24 protein-coding genes and 1 pseudogene are annotated in these 22,682 nt (G+C 57.4%); 20 read left to right on the forward strand and 5 right to left on the reverse strand.

The genetic code is table 11. The features are described 5' to 3' along the window. Window positions 1-463: 463 nt before the first annotated feature. The 4 genes from RXV90_RS24730 to RXV90_RS24745 all read right to left on the reverse strand — a co-directional run bounded on the left by RXV90_RS24730 (window position 464) and on the right by RXV90_RS24745 (window position 3,172). The gene (locus tag RXV90_RS24730) at window positions 464-1,519 is read right to left on the reverse strand and encodes an AI-2E family transporter (protein WP_316652910.1); all 1,056 of its coding nucleotides are present in this window, start codon (window positions 1,517-1,519) and stop codon (window positions 464-466) included. Continuing rightward, window positions 1,516-1,929 (reverse strand): hypothetical protein, encoded by a 414-nt coding sequence (locus RXV90_RS24735; protein WP_316652912.1) that lies wholly within the window; start codon window positions 1,927-1,929, stop codon window positions 1,516-1,518. Before RXV90_RS24735 ends, RXV90_RS24730 begins: the two co-directional genes overlap by 4 nt. Further along, window positions 1,929-2,192 (reverse strand): hypothetical protein, encoded by a 264-nt coding sequence (locus tag RXV90_RS24740; protein ID WP_316652914.1) that lies wholly within the window; start codon window positions 2,190-2,192, stop codon window positions 1,929-1,931. The genes RXV90_RS24735 and RXV90_RS24740 overlap by 1 nt, the downstream gene beginning before the upstream one ends. A 269-nt stretch (window positions 2,193-2,461) precedes the next feature. Further along, complete coding sequence (locus RXV90_RS24745) at window positions 2,462-3,172, reverse strand: helix-turn-helix transcriptional regulator (RefSeq protein ID WP_316652916.1); 711 nt, start codon at window positions 3,170-3,172, stop codon at window positions 2,462-2,464. A 522-nt stretch (window positions 3,173-3,694) separates the two neighbouring features. Between RXV90_RS24745 and RXV90_RS24750 the strand changes: the two genes are divergently transcribed. From RXV90_RS24750 to RXV90_RS24845, 20 genes and pseudogenes are all read left to right on the forward strand, one after another. Next, window positions 3,695-4,807 carry an SH3 domain-containing protein gene (locus RXV90_RS24750; RefSeq protein WP_316652918.1) on the forward strand — a complete coding sequence of 371 codons (1,113 nt, stop codon included), beginning with the start codon at window positions 3,695-3,697 and terminating at the stop codon, window positions 4,805-4,807. Window positions 4,808-4,907: 100 nt separating this feature from the next. Next, window positions 4,908-5,213, forward strand: coding sequence for a hypothetical protein (locus RXV90_RS24755; RefSeq protein ID WP_316652920.1), 306 nt, complete (start codon window positions 4,908-4,910; stop codon window positions 5,211-5,213). A gap of 500 nt (window positions 5,214-5,713) precedes the next feature. Further along, window positions 5,714-6,025 (forward strand): hypothetical protein, encoded by a 312-nt coding sequence (locus tag RXV90_RS24760; protein ID WP_316652922.1) that lies wholly within the window; start codon window positions 5,714-5,716, stop codon window positions 6,023-6,025. 40 nt (window positions 6,026-6,065) lie between these two features. Continuing rightward, window positions 6,066-8,093: an alpha/beta fold hydrolase gene (locus tag RXV90_RS24765; protein WP_316652925.1), complete on the forward strand. Its 2,028-nt coding sequence runs from the start codon at window positions 6,066-6,068 to the stop codon at window positions 8,091-8,093. A gap of 77 nt (window positions 8,094-8,170) precedes the next feature. Next, the gene (locus RXV90_RS24770; protein WP_316652927.1) at window positions 8,171-8,923 is read left to right on the forward strand and encodes a heparan-alpha-glucosaminide N-acetyltransferase; all 753 of its coding nucleotides are present in this window, start codon (window positions 8,171-8,173) and stop codon (window positions 8,921-8,923) included. A 35-nt stretch (window positions 8,924-8,958) separates the two neighbouring features. Beyond that, the gene (locus RXV90_RS24775; protein ID WP_316652929.1) at window positions 8,959-9,258 is read left to right on the forward strand and encodes a hypothetical protein; all 300 of its coding nucleotides are present in this window, start codon (window positions 8,959-8,961) and stop codon (window positions 9,256-9,258) included. A 56-nt stretch (window positions 9,259-9,314) separates the two neighbouring features. Further along, window positions 9,315-9,974 (forward strand): protein-tyrosine phosphatase family protein, encoded by a 660-nt coding sequence (locus RXV90_RS24780; RefSeq protein ID WP_316652931.1) that lies wholly within the window; start codon window positions 9,315-9,317, stop codon window positions 9,972-9,974. A gap of 10 nt (window positions 9,975-9,984) precedes the next feature. Further along, on the forward strand, window positions 9,985-11,409 hold the full coding sequence (locus RXV90_RS24785) for a hypothetical protein (RefSeq protein ID WP_316652932.1): 1,425 nt from the start codon (window positions 9,985-9,987) through the stop codon (window positions 11,407-11,409). Beyond that, window positions 11,399-12,367: a metallophosphoesterase family protein gene (locus RXV90_RS24790; protein ID WP_316652934.1), complete on the forward strand. Its 969-nt coding sequence runs from the start codon at window positions 11,399-11,401 to the stop codon at window positions 12,365-12,367. Before RXV90_RS24785 ends, RXV90_RS24790 begins: the two co-directional genes overlap by 11 nt. Further along, window positions 12,364-13,119 carry a hypothetical protein gene (locus tag RXV90_RS24795; protein WP_316652936.1) on the forward strand — a complete coding sequence of 252 codons (756 nt, stop codon included), beginning with the start codon at window positions 12,364-12,366 and terminating at the stop codon, window positions 13,117-13,119. Before RXV90_RS24790 ends, RXV90_RS24795 begins: the two co-directional genes overlap by 4 nt. A gap of 56 nt (window positions 13,120-13,175) precedes the next feature. Then, a complete protein-coding gene (locus RXV90_RS24800) occupies window positions 13,176-13,937 on the forward strand; it encodes an SdiA-regulated domain-containing protein (protein WP_316652938.1) in 762 nt (253 codons plus the stop codon). A gap of 404 nt (window positions 13,938-14,341) precedes the next feature. Then, complete coding sequence (locus tag RXV90_RS24805; protein WP_316652940.1) at window positions 14,342-14,860, forward strand: lysozyme inhibitor LprI family protein; 519 nt, start codon at window positions 14,342-14,344, stop codon at window positions 14,858-14,860. A gap of 39 nt (window positions 14,861-14,899) precedes the next feature. Further along, a complete protein-coding gene (locus tag RXV90_RS24810; protein ID WP_316652942.1) occupies window positions 14,900-16,120 on the forward strand; it encodes a serine hydrolase domain-containing protein in 1,221 nt (406 codons plus the stop codon). Window positions 16,121-16,676: 556 nt separating this feature from the next. After that, on the forward strand, window positions 16,677-17,696 hold the full coding sequence (locus RXV90_RS24815) for an IS110 family RNA-guided transposase (protein WP_316652944.1): 1,020 nt from the start codon (window positions 16,677-16,679) through the stop codon (window positions 17,694-17,696). A gap of 352 nt (window positions 17,697-18,048) precedes the next feature. Further along, entirely contained in the window at window positions 18,049-18,564 is a 516-nt protein-coding gene (locus tag RXV90_RS24820) for a DUF805 domain-containing protein (protein WP_316652946.1), read from the forward strand. A gap of 72 nt (window positions 18,565-18,636) precedes the next feature. Then, window positions 18,637-19,407, forward strand: a complete 771-nt coding sequence (locus RXV90_RS24825) for a hypothetical protein (protein WP_316652948.1) — start codon at window positions 18,637-18,639, stop codon at window positions 19,405-19,407. Between the two features lie 28 nt (window positions 19,408-19,435). Continuing rightward, window positions 19,436-19,957 carry a hypothetical protein gene (locus RXV90_RS24830; RefSeq protein WP_316652951.1) on the forward strand — a complete coding sequence of 174 codons (522 nt, stop codon included), beginning with the start codon at window positions 19,436-19,438 and terminating at the stop codon, window positions 19,955-19,957. Window positions 19,958-19,962: 5 nt separating this feature from the next. Continuing rightward, window positions 19,963-20,289: a hypothetical protein gene (locus RXV90_RS24835; protein WP_316652954.1), complete on the forward strand. Its 327-nt coding sequence runs from the start codon at window positions 19,963-19,965 to the stop codon at window positions 20,287-20,289. A gap of 107 nt (window positions 20,290-20,396) precedes the next feature. After that, the gene (locus tag RXV90_RS24840; RefSeq protein ID WP_316652956.1) at window positions 20,397-21,101 is read left to right on the forward strand and encodes an IS6 family transposase; all 705 of its coding nucleotides are present in this window, start codon (window positions 20,397-20,399) and stop codon (window positions 21,099-21,101) included. A gap of 53 nt (window positions 21,102-21,154) precedes the next feature. Beyond that, window positions 21,155-21,370: pseudogene (locus tag RXV90_RS24845) on the forward strand (transposase); the annotation flags it as partial. Window positions 21,371-21,489: 119 nt separating this feature from the next. Here the strand turns inward: RXV90_RS24845 and RXV90_RS24850 are convergent. Further along, window positions 21,490-22,338 (reverse strand): class I SAM-dependent methyltransferase, encoded by an 849-nt coding sequence (locus RXV90_RS24850; RefSeq protein ID WP_316652958.1) that lies wholly within the window; start codon window positions 22,336-22,338, stop codon window positions 21,490-21,492. Window positions 22,339-22,682 lie beyond the last annotated feature (344 nt).

A 22,682-nucleotide genomic window follows, 5' to 3' on the forward strand; every position in this document is an offset into this window, starting at 1 on the left:
CTTGATGGTTCAGATGAGCCAGAAACCCTCCGTTACGAAAACCCTTTAATCAGTCCCACAGGTGCTGATCCCGGACAAGCCTGAGTTCCGGCTTCATCTTTTGCGGTTTCGCGAGATCGTATGTACCCCTCGTTATCTCGCGCCAGAACTCGAAAGAGTCTTGAGCGGAAAGGTCTAGTGTGGACAATCGATGCATATCGCAAGGTTACTCTCTTAAGCTGCTCTGTGAAAGCCCTCCCCCCCCATGTAATACGGTCTTCGCGATTCAAAAATCCTTCAAAAAAATGACTTTAAGAGAATATCGCGAAACTTCGGTACATCAATGTTATGGCGTCCCAAAGACAGTAGGTAGCCGAGGCACTCCGCACGGAATGCACGCGAACCGGACGCTTCAAAGAGCGATGCGAACGGAGATAATCAATCCGGAAGCTGGTCGCAGGGGCAGGCGCTGGGAGCCACCAACTTAGCTTTGAGTAATATCATCTTTATGGGCTATCCAGCGGAGCAGGATCTGGTAACAGACGGCGACAATTACGGGGCCAAGGAACAGGCCGACAATTCCCCAAGTGATCAGCCCGCCAACCGCTCCAAGGAAAGCCAGGATCGCTGGAAGCTCCGCGCCGCGGGAGAGCGCCAAGGTCTTCACCAAGTTATCCGACAAACCGACTACGATCAGACCCCAGGCAGAAAGTCCGATAGCGAGCCCAATCTGATCGTTGCTCCAAAGCCAGATCGCCAGTGGCAGCCAGATGAGGATTGGTCCGATCTGAATCATCGCCAGCATGAAAGTCAAAAGCGAAAGCACCGGCCAATGAGGTGCCTCAATATACCAGTATGCAAGCGAGGCCAGTGCGGTCTGCACGAACGCCGACCCCAGCAGTCCGAATACTGTGGATCGGATTGTCACCACCGAATGGTGCGCCAATTCGATCGCCAATGGGCCGGCAACGCGCCCGAGCACTCCAAAAAACGCCTCGCTCAGCGGAGCGGACCTGTTCAGCAGTAAACTCGCTATCAGCACGCCAAGGGCAAACTCGATAACGAAGGTTCCCACCAGACGTGCCTCTCCAATCAGCCAGAAGGCAAACGGTCGTATCTCGTCCTTAAAATGATCCCGGATGTACGTGATGTCTGACAGAATGGTCGACCAGAGGGATTGTGATCCACCTGGAATAGCTATTCCACCGCCCTCAACCGGAATTATGATTGGTTTGTTCGTATTACCCCAGGCCAGAAGCTCCGGGATGAAGGCGAGAACGGCTTGCGAAAGCCCAATCATCGGCAAGACCAGCACAAACGTCATCATCAGCCCGACAATGATCGAAGCTAGTTTGCGTCGGTTGCCAAAGCGCGCCACGAGAAGGTCGTGTGACGGCTGAAACGCCACGGCGAGTATCAAGCCCCAAACGAGTGCCGGCAGAAAAGGTTGCAGCGTATTGAAAGCCAGGAAGAAGAGGACGAGAAGGACGATAAGGGGAAAGGCATCCTCGACCAGAAGCCGTGTCTTGGAGGGCTTCATCTGCTGGTCGTATCCCGAGCCTTCAGGATGGCATCGAATACGAGTGCCAAGATCACGGCGTCCCCTGCGCGACTTGTGTGAGCGCCACTTGCATCAGCGTTTCGTTCCGGCCCAAGAAGCACGGCCAGAGCGGCCAGTAGCGGATCCTCGCCAGACCGGCGTCTGCGCTGCCTGAGCTTTCGTATCCCGAGCATCGCAATGCAAAGAAGGAACGAAACTCCCGCCAACACCAAGGCGCTTTGAACGGCGGTGAAACGCATCTCCAACTGATAGAAGGTCGCAGCAGAAAGCCAGACCAACGCCATCGCAGCAAAAAACACAGCGAGCACAATCAGGAAAAGGCCCTTTAGCCAAGCAAGCATTATGCGCTGCTCTGCCTGCCGCAGTGCGGATAGTAGCTCTACGAACATTACCGCCGACCTCTGAACAGAAGGGCGCCGAGCAGAAAGGCTATAGCCGCGGCTCTGACGGGATGCGTTTCGATTAGTTCGAGCATAGCGCTCGCCGCGCGTCTGAGGTCAGGGTGAGCCGAAAGCGTATGCTCTTCGTCGCTCTTGGCCGATTTGCTCTCTAGGTCTTCTAGCCTCGCGCGCAGGTGGTTGAGCTCTTCGACGACGCGAGCGACATCGTCTGTGTCTTCAACGCGGGACGCCTTTTCTGCGTGATCATCCATTCTCACCTCCCCGTTTCGCCAGCCTCAATCGAACGCAGCCCGATCGCGGTATCAACATGCTAAAGAACGTCCCAGGCTCATATCCAAGCCAAGTTGCAGCCTATTTGTCTAGTCCCCTCAAGTCGGTCAACCAACCGGTCTCGAGGACTGCCGTCGGGGGCCACCTCACAATCAAGTATAGTGCGCCGGTGTCTCCCGACATGCCACGTGCATGGACAACCGATGACGACAGTCACCGGGTTGCGAATGGCGCAGACCTTCCCCGGCAATCATTTCTTGCGCGAATAGAGGGTCGCTTTCGGTAACTCGCCATAGGCCTGTTTGTAGAGTTTGCTGAAGCGCCCGTGATGCTCGATACCGCACAGTGAGCAGACGTCCGAAACTGTTTTGGGACCATCTCGGTCGAGTAGCGCGAGCCTTGCGCAATGAAGCCTTTCCTGGGCAAGCACTTGCATTGGCGTGGCTCCACGAACCTTGCGAAAGGCGGCTTGCAGCGTTCGCACGGATACGCCGACATGGCGAGCTATATCGCGAAGACTGTGGATTACGTCGAGACGTTCGCGGATGAATTTTTCGGCCCTTCCAACGTAAACAAAAGAAAGGTCGTGCTCGTGGTCCGACAGCTCTTGCACGCCTAGATTGAGACATGCATCCATGCGGTTGTTTATCTGTTCGACAACTAAAGTCGTCCATGCATCCGCCAAACTCGATTTTATCACTTTATCCCCGGATCCCATTAGGGATATCTGCGAAGCAAGCGCGAGGGTGAGATAGGTAAGTTGAAGGTCTTCTTCCTTCGACACATCTCCGCAGAGAATGCCGCCCCGCGCTTCTGCGCGTTCTAGACGGTCACCAAGAAATTCGGGCGGCATGGACAGAACGAAAGCCTGGTAGCTGAATCCGCCCGCAGCCAAGACGGTCGTCTCGCGCGCGCCCCTACCAATTAGAATCCATGGTTCGTTCTTGTGCTCAAATGCCATGTGATCGTTTCGGGTTAACAGACCGCCAGTAACCAGGACCAAGAGGTTGGGCCTGTGGAGTTCCTGAAGAGCAACGTCATGTCCGGTCGATCTAACATAGGCCAGGCTCATCGAGCCGATATCGCTAATCGCTACGGCCGCCTCGCCATCCTTTGGATCGTGTAGACTGAGAGCGGCTTTCCCCGTGAACTGACGCCTTAGAAGCTTCGATTGTTTGGCGCTGTAGTACGAGCTTAATTGAAATCCCCCGATCCCCGTTGGGAGCGTATCACTACAGGTCTGTCGCAGCACACGGGGCGCGATTTCATACAAAGGTAGCATGCTCGTTCGGACCAATAAATTTTCTTGCACAACGTTTAATGGATAAAAGTTGCGCTTTCTGTATAGATCAACTCTTCGCTTGGTGAAACCTTATGAGGTGACTCAAGTTACGCCAATCTGGGCCATTCGTTCTTTTGTTATGTCAACACTAGAGGCATCGCCTCCGTTAATCACGCCTGAAAACATCTGGTAGGATCGGAAATGGCCGGAAGCAAAGGCCCCTTAAACAACCTTTTCGCCGCCGCCACACTTGCTCTGGCAGCAGTGACCTTGGGCGGCTATTCTCCAGCCGTCGCGCAGGATGGGGTGCGTACCGAACAAGTGCGGTTTGCCGCCGGCACATCTGGCACCACAATCAATGACTCGATTACCGGCTATGAGAGTGTTCTCTACAGGATCGGTGCCAAGGCGGGTCAGAGGATGAAGGTCCGACTCGAGCCGTCGAATACTGCCACCTATTTCAACGTCTACGTTCCCGGCAGGGGCCCGGGTGACGAGGCACTGGTCAACAGCCAATTCATGGGACCGATGGTGCCTGATATGAACATCTTCGACGGAGTTTTGCCCGTCTCCGGCGAGTACACCGTTTCAGTTTACATGATGCGCAGCGCGGCGCGCCGGGACGAAGTGTCCGACTACATGGTCGCGATCAGCATAGAGGGCGAAACCGGCGACACGGTGCAAGCCGATTATGCGGATGGCCTGCAAGGCGGCCCCGATTTCTACCAGGTAGCCACCTCAGGCAGCACATTGAACCTGCGTTCGGAGCCCACCTCAGGCGCGCGCGTGGTGGCGCGCCTCAATAACGGACAGAACGTGCGCAACCTTGGCTGCGGGATGGAAGAAGGCCGGCGCTGGTGCCGAGTCGCCACGCTTGCCGACCCGGGCGATGAAGGATGGGCCGCAGGAGATTTCCTTGTCGAAGGCACGAACGATCCTTCGGCTGGCATGTTTGCGGGTTCAGTATCGTCCGGCACCGACGCAGGCATCTCGGATGGCGGCGGCCAGAGCGTTGTCGTCAGGTTCCCCGCAGGTGCCTCCGGAACCGAACTCACAGGCTCTCTCTTGCCACAACAAAGCCGGCGCTACATTCTAGGCGCGCGCGAAAATCAGTTCCTTTACTTCCGTCTCGCCGCCAATGGACCCGGAATGACCTACGTGATCTACAATCCAGATGGTTCCGTGCTGCTCGATGAAATGGGCGCGGCGCAGGAGTATCGTGGTCAGCTCTGGCAGTCGGGCGACCATGTGGTTGAGGTCTACAACACTGCAAATGGCGCTCAATCGTACAATGTCATTTTCGGGATTGAATGACTGAAAGCCGGTTTATCAAAGTGGAAGAGATTGGAGTAAGCCAGCATCCGCCGGCTATTCACAATGCAAAAACTTCAAGTGAAAGGAACAAAGGGACGCCATGGCGAACACGATGAAAACACTTGCTATATCTGCTGGTCTGCTTGCTTTGACCGGATGCGTTGAAGACACTGGAAGTAGCGCATCCGGAACTCCCAGTGTTGGAAGCTCTACTGATCTGACTGCGTTCGAAGGTGCGCGCGCAGGGCAAGCCGAAATGGGTATTCAGAACCTTGGCTATGAATTGATCCGAAGCGATGGATTGACAAGCTACTGGTTTAACCGTGCCACAGGTGCATGCGCCGCGATAACCACGTCGGACGGCCGCTACAGCAATGTCACCATGTTGCCTGCCGGAGATTGCTGATCCTGTGTAAGTGGGCAATTCGGATCGTCGGGGTATTGTACCTCGTTGCCCTGGCGTTGCTCCTGATCGGAACCTTCGGGCTTTTCGGTCAGGAGCGTGACCCTTTGGCAGGCGTCTTTCTGATACCGCTTGGCCTGCCATGGGTTCTTTGGCTTGACGGATTCCCCGAACCGTGGCTCCCGTGGCTAGCGGCTCTGGCACCGTTACTTAATCTCGCAATCCTTACATTGCTTTGCCGCTACTATCACGGCGGCAGAACCGGCAAACAAAAAACTCAGTAAGGGAGGGTCGGATGCACTTTGATCTAGCACATGCGCTCGTAACGGGCGTTCTAATTTTTCTCGTCATGATCGGGATGCACAAAGCGGGTCTATATGTGCCGCACAAGGAGGGTGGCCCAAGGTGGAGTTGGCCGCTGTTCTTCGGAATTGGTGCCGCCGTGTTCATCCTCAATTTGATCTGGCCCTGAGGGCCGCCGCTTCTGAGTAGGGAGAGAAGATATGGGTAAAGTTATCATCGGAATTGTTGGGCTGGTGATTGGCCTGGTTGTCGGAGGATTTTTTGGTGGAGCCATCATGGGCGGCACGGCAGCGGGCGTGGGCATTGCAACGGGAATGTCGGCAGGTGTTTGCTCGACTGTGATCGCTGCGCAGGAAGAGGGACTTCTGACGCCCGAACAAGTGGACCAGGTGCTGACCCGCGCGGCGGCAGACCTCGCCGAGATGTCCGGTGAAGCTGCACCGGATGCCGTAGTGGGGAGTGCATCCGACTGCGAAGGAGTAATGGACCGAATTCGTTCGGCTGCAAGTTAATGGGCCGTAGTACGGACGCACCCTAGTTGGTCATCGCGCGGTGAATCTCGGTCATCCTGCTGCGGAATGTAGTTCAGATATGCGGCAAGGAATGTTGGCAACAGCTATGATGCGGCTACTAGCGATCGGTTACCCCACTATGTTGATCAGCGGGCTGATTGTCAGCGCCAGTGTTGCGCAAACATTGGATTCTGTCGAAAGCGTGCTCTGCCCTAACGTTGTCGCCCAGACAGTGACCGAAGTCGAAGGCGAGACCTTTGCGTGCGGTGTCGTCCGCGTGCCCGCCGATTACGATGATCCCGAAGGCCGGCAGATAGAGTTGATGTATGGAGTACTGCGGTCGACCAGTCTCTCGCCAGCAACCGATCCGGTCATCTATCTACACGGCGGACCCGGCGGAGGGGAACTCGCCAGCATGACGAACGTGCTCGCGGAACGGCTGGCAACCCTCCGCACTCGCCGCGATATCTTTATTTTCGATCAGCGTGGGTCGGGGTTCTCCCCAGGAGAGATCGAATGCAACGAGGTCTTCGCTGCCAACGGCGATGCGGCCTTTGAAGCCGCCGATGAGATTGCCGACGCCTCAGGCATGAACCTGGGCGCTGCCGCGAGTGAATACCTGATCCCCCTGTGCGCCGCTCATCTGAATGGGCAAGGGGTGGACTTGTCACAATACAACACCGTCAACAATGCTCGCGATGTCGTTCGCCTTGCTGAGGCACTCGGCTTTGACCGGTACAATATCTACGGCCATTCCTACGGCACGCGGCTCGGGCTGGAAGTCCTTCGACAGGGCCCTCCGGGTCTGCGAGCTATCCTGCTCGATTCCGTGCTGCCGACGGATGTGGCATGGCGCGAGCGCCTCCCCGAAACCAACGAGGAAGCATTCCTAGGCATCTACGGAATGTGCCTCGAGGACCCGTCCTGCGCCAACGCCTACCCCGACCTCGTTAAAACGCTCAACGGTGTGTTCTCGGCGCTCTCGTCGCAACCTTTGACGACAGAGAGCGGGTTTCTGGTCACGGGCCGGGCCTTGGAACAGTTGATCCTCTCTTCAGCGAACCAGGCAGGTACGGAGTGGCGCGTTCGGTATCTTCCTCGGATGATCCACAATCTGGCGGAAGGCAACACTGAACTCTACGAGGCCCTTTATATCATGCTCTATGCCGAGGCTGAGACTGCGGCGCCGCCTACATACCGACTCGAAGCGTCAAGCATTGCAGCGCGTTTGCTGCTCAATCGCGCCAACACGCTTGCTTCACAAAGCGATGCACTCCAGCAAAGTGCAGAGGCTCTGGCCTTACAGGCAATGGACTTGGCGAGCGAGGCGGAAGAGACACCAGCGGCTGTGTTTCTGCAGACAGTACGCCAGCTCGAGGATGTCCCTTACAGCACTACCCTCGATGCTAATTATGTCTCCGATCGCGTCGCGTTGCCACTACGCCCCGCGACATCCGGCGAACTCGGGCGGTTCGTAAAGCGACACTTCTCGGGAGTTGATGCAGAGATCCTGATGGCGCTTGTGGAACCAATGACTCCGGACGACATCGCCGATGTCTATCGCCGGCTGCGGAACGAGGACCGCTATACACGGCAGCTCCAGGAACTGGCCTTCGCCTTGCGCCTTTTTACCTGCAATGATTCCGTGCCGTTCAACAGCAGCGGTCGCGCATTGGCTCGCATGGCCGACTACCGCATCCCCGGACTGACACAGCGGGAAGCGCGCATAATGGCCTACGAGCTTGGCGCGTGTGGTGGACTTCCGACCGGTTCCGTCAGAGAGGACTTCCACGCGCCTGTGACTGGCGATGGGTCCGTTCCCGTCATGGTTTTCACTGGAACGAACGACATCCAGACCGCATCTTCATGGGCGCAACATGCTAAAAACAGCCTTGTTGGATCACAATTCGTACGTTTCCCGAATACAGGACACGGGGCCACCTTATTCTCGCAATGCGCAAAGGACGTCGCCGCAGCCTTTTTTGATCAACCAAACGAACCAACGAATACGGACTGCAAAAAGGACCTTATCCCAACATTCGTTCTGCCCGAAGACCCGATCCCGTGAGAGATCCACATCGACATCACCGACGTCTTGAGCCGACTTCAAGCTGCGAGCAAGTGTTAATAGCAGAAGGAGCGTCGATGGCGCTGCACGCTGAAAGCCTAGGCGCCTCGACGGTACAATACGAACGCAACCGTCTCCTATGGCTAGACATTGCGCGGACGGCGGCGCTTGGCGGCATGATTGCCTTTCATTTCGTTCGTGACATGGAGATGTTCGCGCTCGTTCCTCAGGGAACGACGCTTGTTGGCTTCTGGGCCATGCTCGCGCGACTGGTCGCAGGATCCTTCCTGCTTTTGTCGGGGGTGAGCCTGGTTCTCTCGCACGGTCGCGGGCTTCGCCCCGCTGCGTGGGCCAAACGCTTCGCGGTCGTCGCCGGGGCGGCGGTTTTGGTATCACTGGCGACCCGCCTCGCAATGCCACAGGCTTGGATTCAGTTTGGGATTCTGCACGCCATAGCGGTGGCCAGCGTCGTCGGGCTTTTTTTCTTGCGGATGTCCGCTCTATTCTGCACGGCGGCGGCAGGCGCGGTTCTTTGGGCTTCTGTCGCCATAGGGCGCAGTCTCGACCTTCCCGGCTGGATGGCCTGGACAGGGCTCGGCGCGACGGTCCCGCCGGCTCTCGACTACATTCCGATCGTCCCTTGGCTTGCCCCATTCCTGCTCGGGATGGCGCTTGCGAAAGCGATTGACCCCACCCGGCTTGAGCCGCGCTGGAGTGCGCCGCCGCCGCGGCTACTAACTCTGCCTGGAAAGCACAGTCTTTTCGTCTACCTCATGCACCAACCTGTCCTGATCGCAGTTCTGGCAACGTATTCCTGGGTTATTGGGTAGGCACGAAGAAACGAACTTCAACAAGGAGGAAGAAAATGAAGGCAATCAAGATTACCGCGGCGTTCTTTGCCGCGTTCGTTCTCGCGGGTTGCGTCGAGGAGTCCGGTAGTGGCGCCGCATCATCGGCCCCGACGGCGGCGGAGCAGGCATGCCTCCAGCGCGTATCAATCGAGACCAACAACGGCGACGTGTCTGTCATCCGGTCGAGCTTTTCAGAGGCAGGAACGGAGGTCATTGTCGGCGTCGGACCACAGCGCGCACCGTGGCAGTGCGTCGCCTACAGCGACGGCTCGACCACGCGTCCGATGTCGATGACGAACGAGGGCTTTCTCTGAAGCCTACGCCCCGCCACATGAAGTGGCGGGGCGTTCACGAAAGGGAGGGAAGAACAGTGAAATTGACTTTCTTCAAGGCGGTTGCACTTGCCATGTTCGCATCTTTGAGCACTGGGAATATCGCCAATGCCGATGTCACTGCCCGCGATGGTGGTCCGTCTCGCTCGGCAATGCTCGCACGCAGCAATCCCGGCGCCCCTGACGGCACTGCTTTTTTTCGTCCTGTTCTTGACGGGGTGCTGTATCGCGGGGGTTTTTCGGGTGGAGACAGAGATCGAACAGGCCTCTCCTCGTTGCAACGACAGGCGCTCTGTTCGGACGGCTTCTCCAAAGGGTTTTACGCCGATTTCGGAAAGAACACCGAGTACGGGGCGACATCCTGCGGAACTGGCAACTTCGACTATCAATCTGCGCGGTCCTCGAGACCCGCGAATGTCATGAAGGCAATCCACGATGTGATCAAAGGCGGTGACGGACCGGTTTATGTCCATTGCATGTGGGGTGTTCATTCGTCAGGCGCTTTGTCAGCAATGGCGCTGGTTCAGTTCTGCGGCTGGTCCGAAGCGCGGGCAAAGGAGTACTGGAACGACGCGCGTAACGGTGCCCCCTGTTCTGGTGGTTGCGATAAGTGGATCGACGCAAAGTTCGAGCGCTTCTCGATTGACCAGAGCCTGTCGATCAGCGACGCCGAACGCGCCGCGATTTGCCCCAAGTAGGACTCTCGAAATGCGCCTTGTTCTTATTTTCGCAGCCTTTGTCATCCCGACAGCTGTTGTCGCCTCGGATGCAGTCCAGGGCGTCGCAACCGTCTACCAAAGCCCGAACGGCGTGACGGAACGCTGCGTCCGCATCACCCCGCTCCCCGGCGCGGAATATTCCACCGATGACCTCGATGACGAGGCCGCTTTCTGTTCGATCAATTTCTACGCTGCCGATGTCGCCCTTTGTCCCAAGACCTGGAGCACCAGTCCAGGGATGATGGTCTACGACATCAGCGAAGGGCCTTACGCGAACGACCGTGCTGCGTTCGAGCGCAATGCGTGCAAAGAGGGCAAGTCGGCAAAAGATTTGGCCAAGGACAATCTGGCGAAGTTCAAGGTCACGATGAACCAGAAGGGCACTAGCGGCACCTTCGCGCCGTCTTCGCTCCTCTACTACCACTTCTCACGCCACTTCGACATGACCGTGAAGGTCCCAGTCGCGGTCTGGCGTTCGATGGACAAGGAGCGTCATGCGACCGAGGTCGCCAAACCGGGCCTGGCAATCTCGGGCAACCACGCGCGGATGAACCACGAAGGCTGGCGCTGGCTGGTTGAGAGCGAAGCCAACCCGGCCCGCTATTCTCCGACCGACGATCTCTTCACCGCCGACCGGAGTAGCATCTACGGTGTCATGGTCCTCAGCCCGGGGCACCGCTACGGCTCCGAGATCAATGGCACGCGCCGCTCCGGTTGGGGCAAAGGGCAGAACCGCGATTTCCAGGAAACGCCCGCCTTTCTCGCGCTTCGGACCAAGGCACCGCTACGTGATGCCATTGCGCGTGGACTGAGCGAAGGTCGCAAAGACAGCACGATCTCGAAGGATCTTGGACCGGATGTCAGCGAGGAGCAGATGGTCTACTGGATGCGCGAGTTGTCCGAGATTGTCCTGCTCGATTTCATCTTCAGCCAGCAGGACCGGGTCGGAAATATTGACTTCACGCCCTATTACTATTGGGCCGAAGCGGGAGATCTCGAACACAAAAAGGCCAAGCACCACGAGGCGGGAGACGGAACCGTACCCGCAGATGCGCAGCTGATACGTCGCACCAACCTCAACGACAACGACGCGGGCGGTCGGGTTCAATACGCAAACTTCGCCAAGTCGACGCAGATGCTCGAGAAACTCCGCCACTTCGACGCAGGGGTCTACCAGAAGCTTATGGCACTAGACGCAGACCTGCAGTCGCAGGGGCCGATCTACCAATGGACGGCGAACAGCCTTGGCTTGAGCGACGGAGAGGTTTCCCAAGTCGTTAAAAACACGCGGCTGGCCACAGGCATTCTGCAGGAAAGTTGCCGACGCGGTGACCTTATCTTCGATCTCAACCCGAAGAGCTTCTTCCTTACCGGTGATACGACCCCCGATTACGTAGATTGCGATGCGGGCTAACCCGATTCTTGCGGGCGCCTACGCGCTCTTTTTCGTATCACCCGCTGCCGCGTTGGAGGTGGCCGTAATCTCGGACCTCAACGGATCCTACGGCTCGACCGATTACCAGGCCCATGTATCGGACGCGGTGGCGGCGATCGTTGAACTCGAGCCGGACCTTGTCCTCGTGACGGGCGACATGGTTGCGGGGCAGCGAACGCCTGTCCTCGCCCCGGATGAGGTGCGCGCGATGTGGTCGGCCTTCCACGCAGCCGTCACCGATCCGTTCGCAGCCGCCGGCATCCCGGTGGCCGTAACGCCTGGAAACCACGATGCCTCGGCCTATGAGCAATTCGTGGCGGAGCGCGCGATCTATGCGCAGGAGTGGCGTGAAAGGAAACCGGACGTCACGTTTGTCGCCGACGAGGATTACCCATTCTTCTATGCTTTCGACGTCGAAGGGGTCCGTTTCGTGTCGCTTGACGTGACCACGGTCGGGCCGCTCTCTTCGGGCCAGATGGCGGAGCTCGGCAGCGCTCTCGACGGCGCGGGTGATGCGCGTATCGCCTTCAGCCATCTTCCCTTGTGGGAATTTGCCCAGGGCCGCGAAACCGAGATCATCGGGGATCGAGACCTGGCAGAGGCGTTCGGCTCTCTGGGTGTCGACCTTCATCTTTCCGGTCATCACCATTCGTTCTATCCCGGTGCTTCTGAAGGGATCGCCTATGTGAGCCAGGCCTGTCTCGGTGCAAGCCCACGGAGACTTGTCGGAGCAACGGACCGCGGCCCGCGCGGGTTTACCCTTCTCGATATCGACGTCAAAACCGGAGATATTTTCATCGATTTCCGGGCCGCGCCTGACTTCGCTACCGAGTTCGACATAACTACTCTTCCACCCCGGATCGACGGCTTCAAGGGGAGTCTCATCCGGGTCGATTTGGCTGAACTTCCATCTGTCCACTTGGAGACCCGCGAGTGACAAAGACACTGCTAGTTTTTCTTGCTCTAACCTTCCTTGCCGCACCCTCGCTCGCCCAGACGGTTGAGGGTGCGATAACGATCCCGAGCGAGTTTGACATTTACGACCGCGGCTGGTCGCAGTTGCGAGACTTGGAAGAGGTCATCGAGTTCCTGCTCGGTCTCGTCGAGGCGATGGCGATGACAGCTATCCTCGCCTTTCATCCGCGCAGCATAGCGCGTCGCCGTCGCAGCAACGACTGGGATTTGCCGCGCTCGATGTTCCTTTATGCGTTGATCGGCCTAGTGGTCGGTTTTTTGGTCATCCATCACGGCGTGCTGATCGGCTTTGTCGTCTTCGGAATCGGTAGCCTGTTCCGATTCAGGATGGAAACACTCAGCACTTCGGACACTGCTCAGATGATCTTCGTGGCGCTGATTGGTCTGTCTGTCGGTCTGGATCTGCCCGTGATGGCCCTGCTTCTGACGATCGCAGCGGCGCTGGTGATATACGTATTCTCCCGGAAATCCCACATCTCGGTCGAGATCAAGTTTGATACCTCAGAGGATTTCACAGAAAAGGTCGCGAGATTACGGGACGCCCTGTCAGCAGCGGGTTTCGCGACGCGAACGGTCACAAAATCGAAGTTCAAACCGGTTGCTGAGATCGTGCTATCGACGTCCGAGGTGAACCCTCGTGAGGTATTGGTCGAGACGATGACTGCGCACCAGACCAAGCCGGACAGCGGGATTGAGGATTGGCATATCGAATAGCGGCACTCGCTTGTGCGATTCTCGTTGCGATGGCGGCGTCGGCTCAGGACGCGCCATTGAGCCTTACCTTCATTGACAGTACCCGGCTTCACCATCGTGAGGCCGGCCTCACAGAACCGTCGGGGCTGTCGATCCGCGATGATAGCAGTTTCTTCGTCGTCAGTGATGACACTTCGGCCCTTTTCGCAGTCCATGCCGACGGGCGGATATTGAGCCGTCAGGAAATTGCGCACGAGGTTCAGGATCTCGAAGGCGTTGAATATGATCCTGAGCGACAGCGCCTTCTGGTTTTATCGGAAAAGATGCGAGCAATCATCGATATCGACCCCGACAGTGGTCAAACTAACACAATCCATCCTATTTCCGGAGTAACAGGCGGCGCGGGAATCCGTCTGGGCGAGGACGGTCCTGAAGGGTTGGCCATCGGGCGTGAGGGAGAAGTTCTGGTCTTGATCGAGTACCCGCCCCAGTTGGTCCGCATTTCACCAGAACTAACCAAGGTTCTGGAGGTCGTGTCACTGGATGCCGGTGTAGGCTTTGCATCGTCGGTCGCGCGTCGGACCGATGGGTCCGGCCTCGCTTATGATCGAACCCGTGATGCTCTTTGGATTCTAAGTGATACTGGCAAGGCGGTGTTCTTTCGCCCGGTCGATGGCGAGGTGTTCTTGCGGTTCGAACTGGTATTCTCTGATGAGAGTGAACGCGTGTCACGCGTGCATAACTCAGAGGGAATAGCCGTGTCCAAAGATGGAACGATGTTATTCGTAGCAACCGATGATGGTAAGTCTTCCCGCCTCCTCAAATATCACATCAAGTAGATGCCGTCTGGCACATCTGCATCCCAAGTGACCGGCTGAAGTGAACGCTATCAATTCTGTTGCCGGGGCTCCACAACTCTACGAAACCGGCTTGGATCGCAGACAGGCGAGTGGTCTCTTCCCAGTCACCTCGGTCCAACGCGTTTGCGAAGTGAGCGTCCGCTGTGGGCCGATTGTGTTGAAAAACACGGTGTCCCGTCTCGGAAGGTCGGATTGGCAGAACATCTTCCCGCGAATTTTCCTAATGGCAAACCACGTTTTCTATGAGGATATATGCCAGAACAGAGTTCCAGATTTTCAACGCGAATTTCGAGTTGCAGAGTTTTTCAACACAATCGGCTCATAGCGGACATCAAACGATTTACGCCAAACGTCTGCCAAGCGGATGAAGCTGCCGCTTTCGAATGAGTGATCTCACAGTGTCATCTCCGTCCGCGCATGGTTTTCTCTTTCTCAATAATGCGCGCGTTCCTATGCTTTTTCGTAGCGGTGGCGGACCCTTCCGCCAGTTTTCGACGATCAACGGAGATGGTGTCATGAGGATTCTAGTAGCGGTGATGCTCTTTGCGCTTTGCATGCCAAGGGCTGTTTTGGCTGATCCAGCAACGGAGTGCGGTGGGAGTAGCCAGGTCGAGATCGGCGCATGCGTTGCCGAGACACTTCAGCGGGTAGACGCGACAGTTGACATATACCTTGGCTTTGCGATGCGCTCCGCGGAAGAACTGGACACGATTACGGGCCGCGCCATGGCTGTGCCCGCGCTCGAAGCGTCACAGGCGGCCTGGTCGGCGTATCGGGATGCGCATTGCGACTACGTCGGAGCGACCTTCGGCGGCGGTTCCGGAACCGGCATTGGGATTGACTCCTGCAAGATCGAGCTCGGCCGAGACCGTGCAGAAGACTTGATGCGCTACGTGCAATGAGGCCGGTACGAAAAGTGGCGTGCGGCTTGTCTCAGGCAAATGTATAGCAAGAGCGGTTTGAACATGCGAGCAACGACACTCCCTTCGATCCTGACGGTCTTGGCACTTATATTGGGTGTCGGCACGATGGGCGAGGCACAAACCGCTGGCGCGGACGTGGCAGGGAAGGGCAGTTGCTCGGCCGCTTCCTCAGCCCCTCCCGATGTTGAGGAAGCGCTAGACGCCGTGCTCTTGCAGGTACTCGAGTCCCCTTTCGGCTCTGCTGCCGGCGCAGTGATTTCGGTACGCGGCGCAGATTGGCGGTATGTCGCCTCTGCCGGCTTCGCGGATCCTTTCGCTGGTGCACCGATGGATTGCGCAATGCCGTTCCAGATCGGAAGCAACACCAAGATGATGACTGCGGTCGTCCTTCTGCAACTCTTCGAGGAAGGACGGCTTGGGCTAGACGATCCCCTGTCGAGACACCTGCCCGAGATCGCATCCCGGCTTCCGAACGGCGGTGCGATAACCCTTCGTCAGCTTGCGCAGCATACTGCGGGCGTGTTCAGCTACACCGACAATGCTCCGGACGGCACACCGGGGCTGATGGAGGGCGGCGTCTCGGATCGCGATGTCCTGCGACGCAGCCTCGAGCCGTCTGAGATGATCAACTTTGTTGTCGAACACGGCGAGCCCGTTTTCGCCCCGGGCGCGGAGGGTTCCTGGAGCTACAGCAACACCGGGTATGTGCTCCTTGGGATGGTCATTGAGACGCTTGAGGGGCGTCCGCTTTCAAAGTCTTACGAGGCCCGGATTTTCGCCCCCCTCGGCATGGAGCGCACCTATCTTTGGAACGGGATCCCGAAACCCGAATTTGGACTGCCACGAGCCTTCCTTGCCGGCAGAGATTACGAGACCACCGATTGGAACATGTCCCAGGGATGGGCGGCCGGTGGTGTCATCTCAACCGTGGACGACATGCACGTGTTTATCGAAGCATTGGTACGCGGTGGTCTTTTTCAATCTCCCGATACGCTTGCTGAGATGCAGGAGACAGTGCCGACCACGAATCCTGCATTGTTGGGCTACGGATTGGGTTTGGCGTTGAAGGGCCAGGATCTTTGGGGACACGGCGGCCAGACGCTTGGCTATGAGTCCGACATCGCTGCGAGTGAGGATGTTTCGCTCGTCGCCTTCGGCACATCCTCCAGCAACTTGATGGCACTGGGCGCAGCAGTGATCTCCGGTGCGCTCCAGTCCGCGGGAGTCGTGCCGGAGTGAGCCGGAAAGCGGATAGCGTAGCATTGAGGGCGGTACCGCATGAAACGATTGGCTTCGAAAGCTACATGTTAGGCTTGACCGAAGATGGGCGCATCTCCCGTCTCGTTCAGTATTTATCTTTAGCGCGCCCTTAACTTGGCACCGACGATTGCTCCGGACTGATTGTGTTGAAATACTCTGAGGCTCGAAGTTTGCCACTCTGGAACTTTGTTCTCGCAAGTAGCCATTAAGCAAACGTAGTTTGCGATAGGGCGCTTTCGCGGGAAGAAGTCTTGCCAATCCGTCCCTTTCAGGCGGGACGCCGACTTTTTCAACACAATCGGCTCAACGCGGTCATCTGATCGTTTGTCTCAGATGACTGCTGTGTTGCTGTAGGCGGTCGTTCGTGGCCGTCGAGACGCGGTTTCGGCCATGGACGGCCGCTTCTGCCGAAAGCGTGCCTTCGCAGGAAAAGGCTCGATGTCCGAGAAGCAAATGGGGAGGATGGCTCCTGCTCCAACGGCGTCGTGATGCGCCAAGATGCATGTGTTGTCATCTGCGAGAGAGGAGCCACCCCATGCAAGTTACCACTGTCGGTCTTGATCTGGCCAAGAACGTCTTCCAGGTCCACGGCATAACTTCTGCAGGAACTGTTGCCTTCAACCGGTCTTTGCGCCGAGCCCAGATGCTCAGGTTCTTCGAGCGGCTTGAGCCTTGCGTCGTGGGAATGGAGGCCTGTTCGACGAGCCATCACTGGGCGCGTGAGCTGACACGGCTGGGACATCAGGTGCGTCTGATCCCTCCGTCGTATGTGAAGCCATACGTTAAGCGTGGGAAGTCGGACGCAGCGGATGCGGAGGCGATCTGCGAAGCGGTCACACGACCGACCATGCGGTTTGTCGAGGTGAAGTCCCGCGAACAGCAGGCGATCTTGTCGCTGCATCGTGCGCGTGACCTGATCGTCCGCCAGAGAACTCAGACCATCAACATGCTGAGAGGGCTGTTGGCCGAGTTCGGGATCGTGCTGCCGAAAGGCGTCGGGCATGCCATCCGCTTTGCGCGACACGGAAGCAGCCAGGCATCCACGGCCCTCCCAGAGGATGCGCACGGGGTGATCGACGATCTGTGCGACGCCCTTGTGGCTCTTCACGTGCGGGTGGCGTCCTACGGCCGGCAGATAGCGGCGCTGGCAAAGCACGATCCGAACATTGCACGCTTGCAGACTATACCCGGCGTTGGGCCGATCACAGCATCGGCGATCGCTGCCACGATCGGATCGGCCCACCAGTTCAGAAGCGGCCGGGATCTCGCGGCCTGGCTCGGCCTCACACCTCTCAACCGATCCAGCGGCGGCAAGGAGCGGCTAGGACGGGTTTCCAAGATGGGTGACAGGTACATCCGGCGCCTGCTTGTTGTCGGCATGACCTCCCGGATCAAGCAGATCAAGCGCAGGCCCGAGGCATACGATCCATGGTTCTCGTCGATCCTGGACCGCAAGCCCGCAAAGCTTGCCGCAGTGGCAATGGCGAACAAGACTGCAAGGATCGTCTGGGCGGTCCTCTCGCGCGGTGAGAACTACCGACTGCGCGCCACCTGAGGATCTGGAACAACGAACGGCAAGACCAGTGATGTGATGGAATACGGATCAGACCGGAGACCGAGACACCCCGTGCTTTGTCCTGAGCGATCTCTGTTCGATATGCAGGATGGGACTCGGTTTGCGGAACCCATCAGGGCCAGCGGTCACATGCACCGCGTCAACAGGCCGGACACAAGACCGCTTCTGAAACCGCACCGATCACATCAGAAATGTCTTGACTCGCAGGAGCCATCCACACAGGACGAAGCAGCCCGTTGCAGGTGCAGCATCTGAGTAGGTTGACCAAAGCTTGCAAGATGTCTCCTCGTGTCAGAAAGTACCCGTCAACGTACTCAGGGAGAACGCGAACATGGGTTTCGTTGAAGCCACCAAGACGTGCCTCGGGAAATACTTTGTTTTTTCGGGGCGCGCGGTGCGGTCCGAGTACTGGTGGTTTGTGTTGTTCGTGATTGTCGTGAGCGTTGTCTTGGCAGTTATCGACGCCTCCCTGTTCGGCATGGATCCAGAAACTGGAGAGAGCAGCCAAGTCCTCACCCCGATATTCCAACTTGCCGTTGTCGTACCCATGCTTGCCGCTGGATGGCGTCGACTGCATGACACCGGAAGACCAGGCTGGTACTTGCTTTTGCCTGCAGCACTGAGCATCGCGACCATGTTCATGTTGTTCAGTGGCATCGCTGTATTTTCAGTCCTCGAGCAAGGGGCTGACGACCCTGAAGCATTGAGAGGCCCAGCGGCTCTACTTGGCGTCACCGGTTTGATGGTTGTGGGAGTTCTCCAACTGATACTCTCTGTGCTGATGATCTGGTGGCTAAGCCGACCGTCACAGGAAGGTACAAATGAATATGGTCCACCCGCAGCTTGAACTTATGACGTGGATCATCAGTGCTTTCGCGGCGGAATGACGAACTGTGGCTTAGTTGCTTGGAGGTTACTCATGAAGACACATCTGATTACCGGCACAGTCCTCACATTCATGATGTCATCTCCTGCCATGGCTGACTGGAATTTCAGTGGGCCGCCCAATGCCAACGCCTTCATTCAGACGGGCGACATGACTCTGGAGTTGCAATGCGACCGGGTCCGTTTTGCGCCAGCAGGCTATGAGGACTCGCAGGATATTATCTCCAAGCAGGGCCTGTCTTTTCGGTTCATGAAGGATGGTTCGACCGAGGTAGGTGCGTTTCAGGCAGGATCAGTGAATGCGGATATCTCGCTCGTCGACAACTATCCTGTTGAGGTCCGTTTCTTCGATCAGGGCGACTATGATTTCGTTTTGGATCAGATTGCGCAGAACGCCGTTCTGAACCTTTCGATGGCTGATCAGGATGTCTCTTATGGCATCTTTACGCTCAAAGGATCGTCTGCAGCGGTCAGATCCCTGCGCGAGTCCTGCGGCGCCAACGCGTCGACATCACAGGGCATGGAAGCGCCAGAAGGCATTGTGTATTGCGGTGGCGGTGCCGTGCAGAGGGTCATCGAATACGCGATAGTAGGTCAATCAGGCGACCAGTGGGATGCCATTGTGACCGTAAATGGTGAGACCGTTCGGGCGATGACCTCATATAGCTTCTTCGGAAACTCCGAACCACCAGCAGGCTTCCAGCTGGCGCTCTTGGGTGAAGATAGGTCAGAGTTCCTCGTCTTCAGCGATGGGGGCCGGAACTGGATCGAGTTTGGCGATTACAACTACGATCAGTGCAATTGAGCCGCATGAGAAGGCCGGAAACACAGACATGGCGAGCCGACTAGCTGAAAAGAGGCAACGCGCTGGTGCCGGCACAAGAGTGGTTGTTTTCTGTGCGATCTCCGCAGCTCTTAACGCTGCTTCGGCCCATGCGCAGGACTTGTCCGGTCTGCCCACACAGCTTCTTGAAAAAGTCGAGGCCGCGCAGCAGGCATGCTCCGATTTCGAAAATGGACAGTTCGCCCTTGAATTGGGAGCCATTCACCGCGTCGATCTCGATGGAGACATCCACCGGGACTGGGTTCTGGACGAGGCGGGGTTTGCCTGTTCCACCGCTGTGTCGCTCTATTGCGGGACAGGCGGTTGCATGTCTCACTTCCTGATCAAGGATCGTATGTTTTCGCTTCTCAATCAGGGGTGGGACATGGCGAACATTGGCCCATTCCGCGTGCTTTTGTCGGGTGTGCATGGCTCACAATGTGGTGGGATCAACCCAACGCCCTGCGTCGTGGCCAGTGTTTGGGATGCAGATGAAATGGTCTGGCGCAGCGCAGGTGCAGAGTGGGAGTAGAATTTATGGAAAGGCGCCTCGAAAAGGTCATGCGTTCCATATGTGCCTGCGTTTTGGTCCTGACCGTGACGGGATGCGTCGAAACCACTCCAGAGGTCGCGATCAGCGAGCCTGACCCGGAGCTGAACTTCGTTCGTGGTTTCCGAAACGCTGCAGATGAATGCCAGCTTGTCGGCGAAACGGCGTTCACTGTCGATTTCCTCGACGATGCGGCCGATCTTGTGGCCTGTCCGACGGGAAGTGCCGCAATGGCAAGCCTAATGGCGGAAACGGGAGCGCCCGTAATCACCCAGACGAACAGCTTCACGTTCTTCCGAATTCCCTACCGCTGAACTGAGCAGCCCCATCTGATCGGTCCAAGTTGAGAGCTAGTGCATGACTGGGCTCTGTCAGAGAAACCTAGCTTGAGGCGGGGCCGGGTGCTGGCTAGCGTCTGCCAATGACCAAAGACAGTCCATTCAAGTGGTTCAAAACCAGTCCCGAGATCATCCGCCTGGCGGTTATGATGTACGTCCGGTTCCCGCTCTCCCTCCGCAACGTCGAAGATCTGCTACACGAGCGCGGTGTTGAGATCAGCCACGAAACCGTGCGGTTCTGGTGGCATCGTTTCGGTCCGAAGTTCGCGTCCGAGCTCCGGAAGCGGCGGATCGAAGGGATGAAATCGAGCGGCTGGCGATGGCACCTCGACGAGATATTCGTGAAGATCAACGGTGAGCGGCACTATCTCTGGCGGGCAGTGGACCACGAAGGCGAGGTGCTCGAAAGCTTCGTGACGAAGACACGCGACAAGAAGGCAGCTTTGAAATTCCTAAAGAAAGCAATGCGGAGGCACGGTCAGCCTGAGGTGATCGTGACGGACATGCTCCGGTCCTATGGTGCCGCTCTGAAGGAAATTGGATCGAGCGAACGGCAGGAAACAGGTCGCTGGCTCAACAATCGCGCAGAGAATTCACACCTTCCGTTCCGACGACGGGAGCGGGCAATGCTTCGGTTCCGGCGCATGCGAAGTCTTCAGAAATTCGCCGCCGTCCACGCCTCCGTTTCGAACCACTTTAATCAGGAACGCAGCCTCTCCAGCCGACCGCACTTCAAGGCCAACCGTGCCGCTGCTCTGGCCGAGTGGCGCGGTCTCTGCGCGGTGTAAGGGGCAGTCCGACTGCCATAACGGAGACGTGTTCGAATTCGTCTGCCAGCACCTTCATCCGGGGTGGACGCGCGCACCTGCGAGAAGCCCTTTACATGCCGGCGCTCACCGCCATCAGGACAAACCCCGACTTCAAACGCATCTACGCCAGACTCACAGACAGCGGCAAACCAGCCAAGGTCGCCATTACTGCCGTCATGCGAAAGCTCGTCATCCTCGCAAACGCGCTCCTACGAGATAAACGAAGTTGGTCGCCCGTTGCGCCTTGACCAAACACGGATACTCAGATGACCGGGAAGAGCCCATTGCTGACTTCGCCATTCGGCAAATTCAACACCGTCCGGAGCCGAAAGTGCTTGTCGCTTTGCCGTTCGGACACTCGGGATCATCAGGTTGGCGCGTTCGAACCGGAAGCCAGCAGGAAGGTCATATTCGAACTGACGTTGCCTTGGTCCGAAAATTGTTCGATGCAGTCCCTGATTTCGGCCCAAGCCAGATCGCGTGCTTTGTCGTCCAGATCCCCTAGCACGGCGCGATAGGCACCAAAAGCTTCTTGCATCATGGTTATCGCGTCATCGACCGATGCGATGGACAATCGGACGGCGACCTCTTCGACCCTGGTGTCAATATATCCCGCCGCTTGAAATAGGCTTTCTAGTCTCGCAGGATCGGACAGTGCAAACAGCCCTGGTGACCCCGGCGGCGGCGGGGTCTTCCCTGCATGTTTTAGAGCGATAATCATGGTCCTTGAAAACAGTGGATTGTCCTGCGGCGACCCCACCACAAGCACAGCGAAACGCCCGTTTTCAACTAGAACATTTCGCACGGCTGAGAGCGCGTCTTGAGGCGACTGAAACAGCATCAGGCCAAGCCGGCAGGTTGCCGCATCGACGCACAGCCCGCTTTCGGAAAGGTCTTCCGCCGGTCCGTGCAGCGTTTCGACATTGGTCAGTCCCGCGTCGGCGGCGTTTGATGTCGCAAAGGTCAACATTTTCGACGCGATGTCGTTTGCAACCACCCGGCCAGTCGGCCCAACACGCTTCGCCGCTTGAATCGTTTGGCTGCCTGCGCCACAGGCGAGGTCCAATACTTTCATTCCCATTTCTACGTTGGCCGCATCCAGCATTTGTTCCGTAGCCTCGGCGGCGGCGCCCATCAAAGCGGCTTCCCATTTTGCCCAGCCCGGAGCCGCTGAATCCCAGATGCCCTCATTTTCATGTTTGCCATTTCCAGCCATTGCCCGAATCCTCCCTCCAGGTGCGACTTCAGGTTACACAACATTCCAAGTTGCCAAAAAAATCTTGCGAAGCCGGTCCTGAGGACAAAGACGTGTCGTCCGCGCAAGGTTCAGAAACTCACAATGGACTGTTACAAATAGATGGCGACCTTGTCCGTATGGCGGTCCTTCGCGCCCAAAACGCGCATCGTTGTCCTTCGATGACTGCTCTACACCCCAGACCAGACATCTGGTGAAAAGACTCAGATGACTGCGTTGAGCTGATTGTGTTGAAAAACTCGGCTTGAGTGAGGCTTTAGCTCCTGATTCACTTCTCCCGAGGCAAGGGAGGTCTGGCGATGATG

The sequence above is a fragment of the Ovoidimarina sediminis genome (assembly GCF_032586175.1).
Lineage (GTDB): Bacteria > Pseudomonadota > Alphaproteobacteria > Rhodobacterales > Rhodobacteraceae > Ovoidimarina > Ovoidimarina sediminis.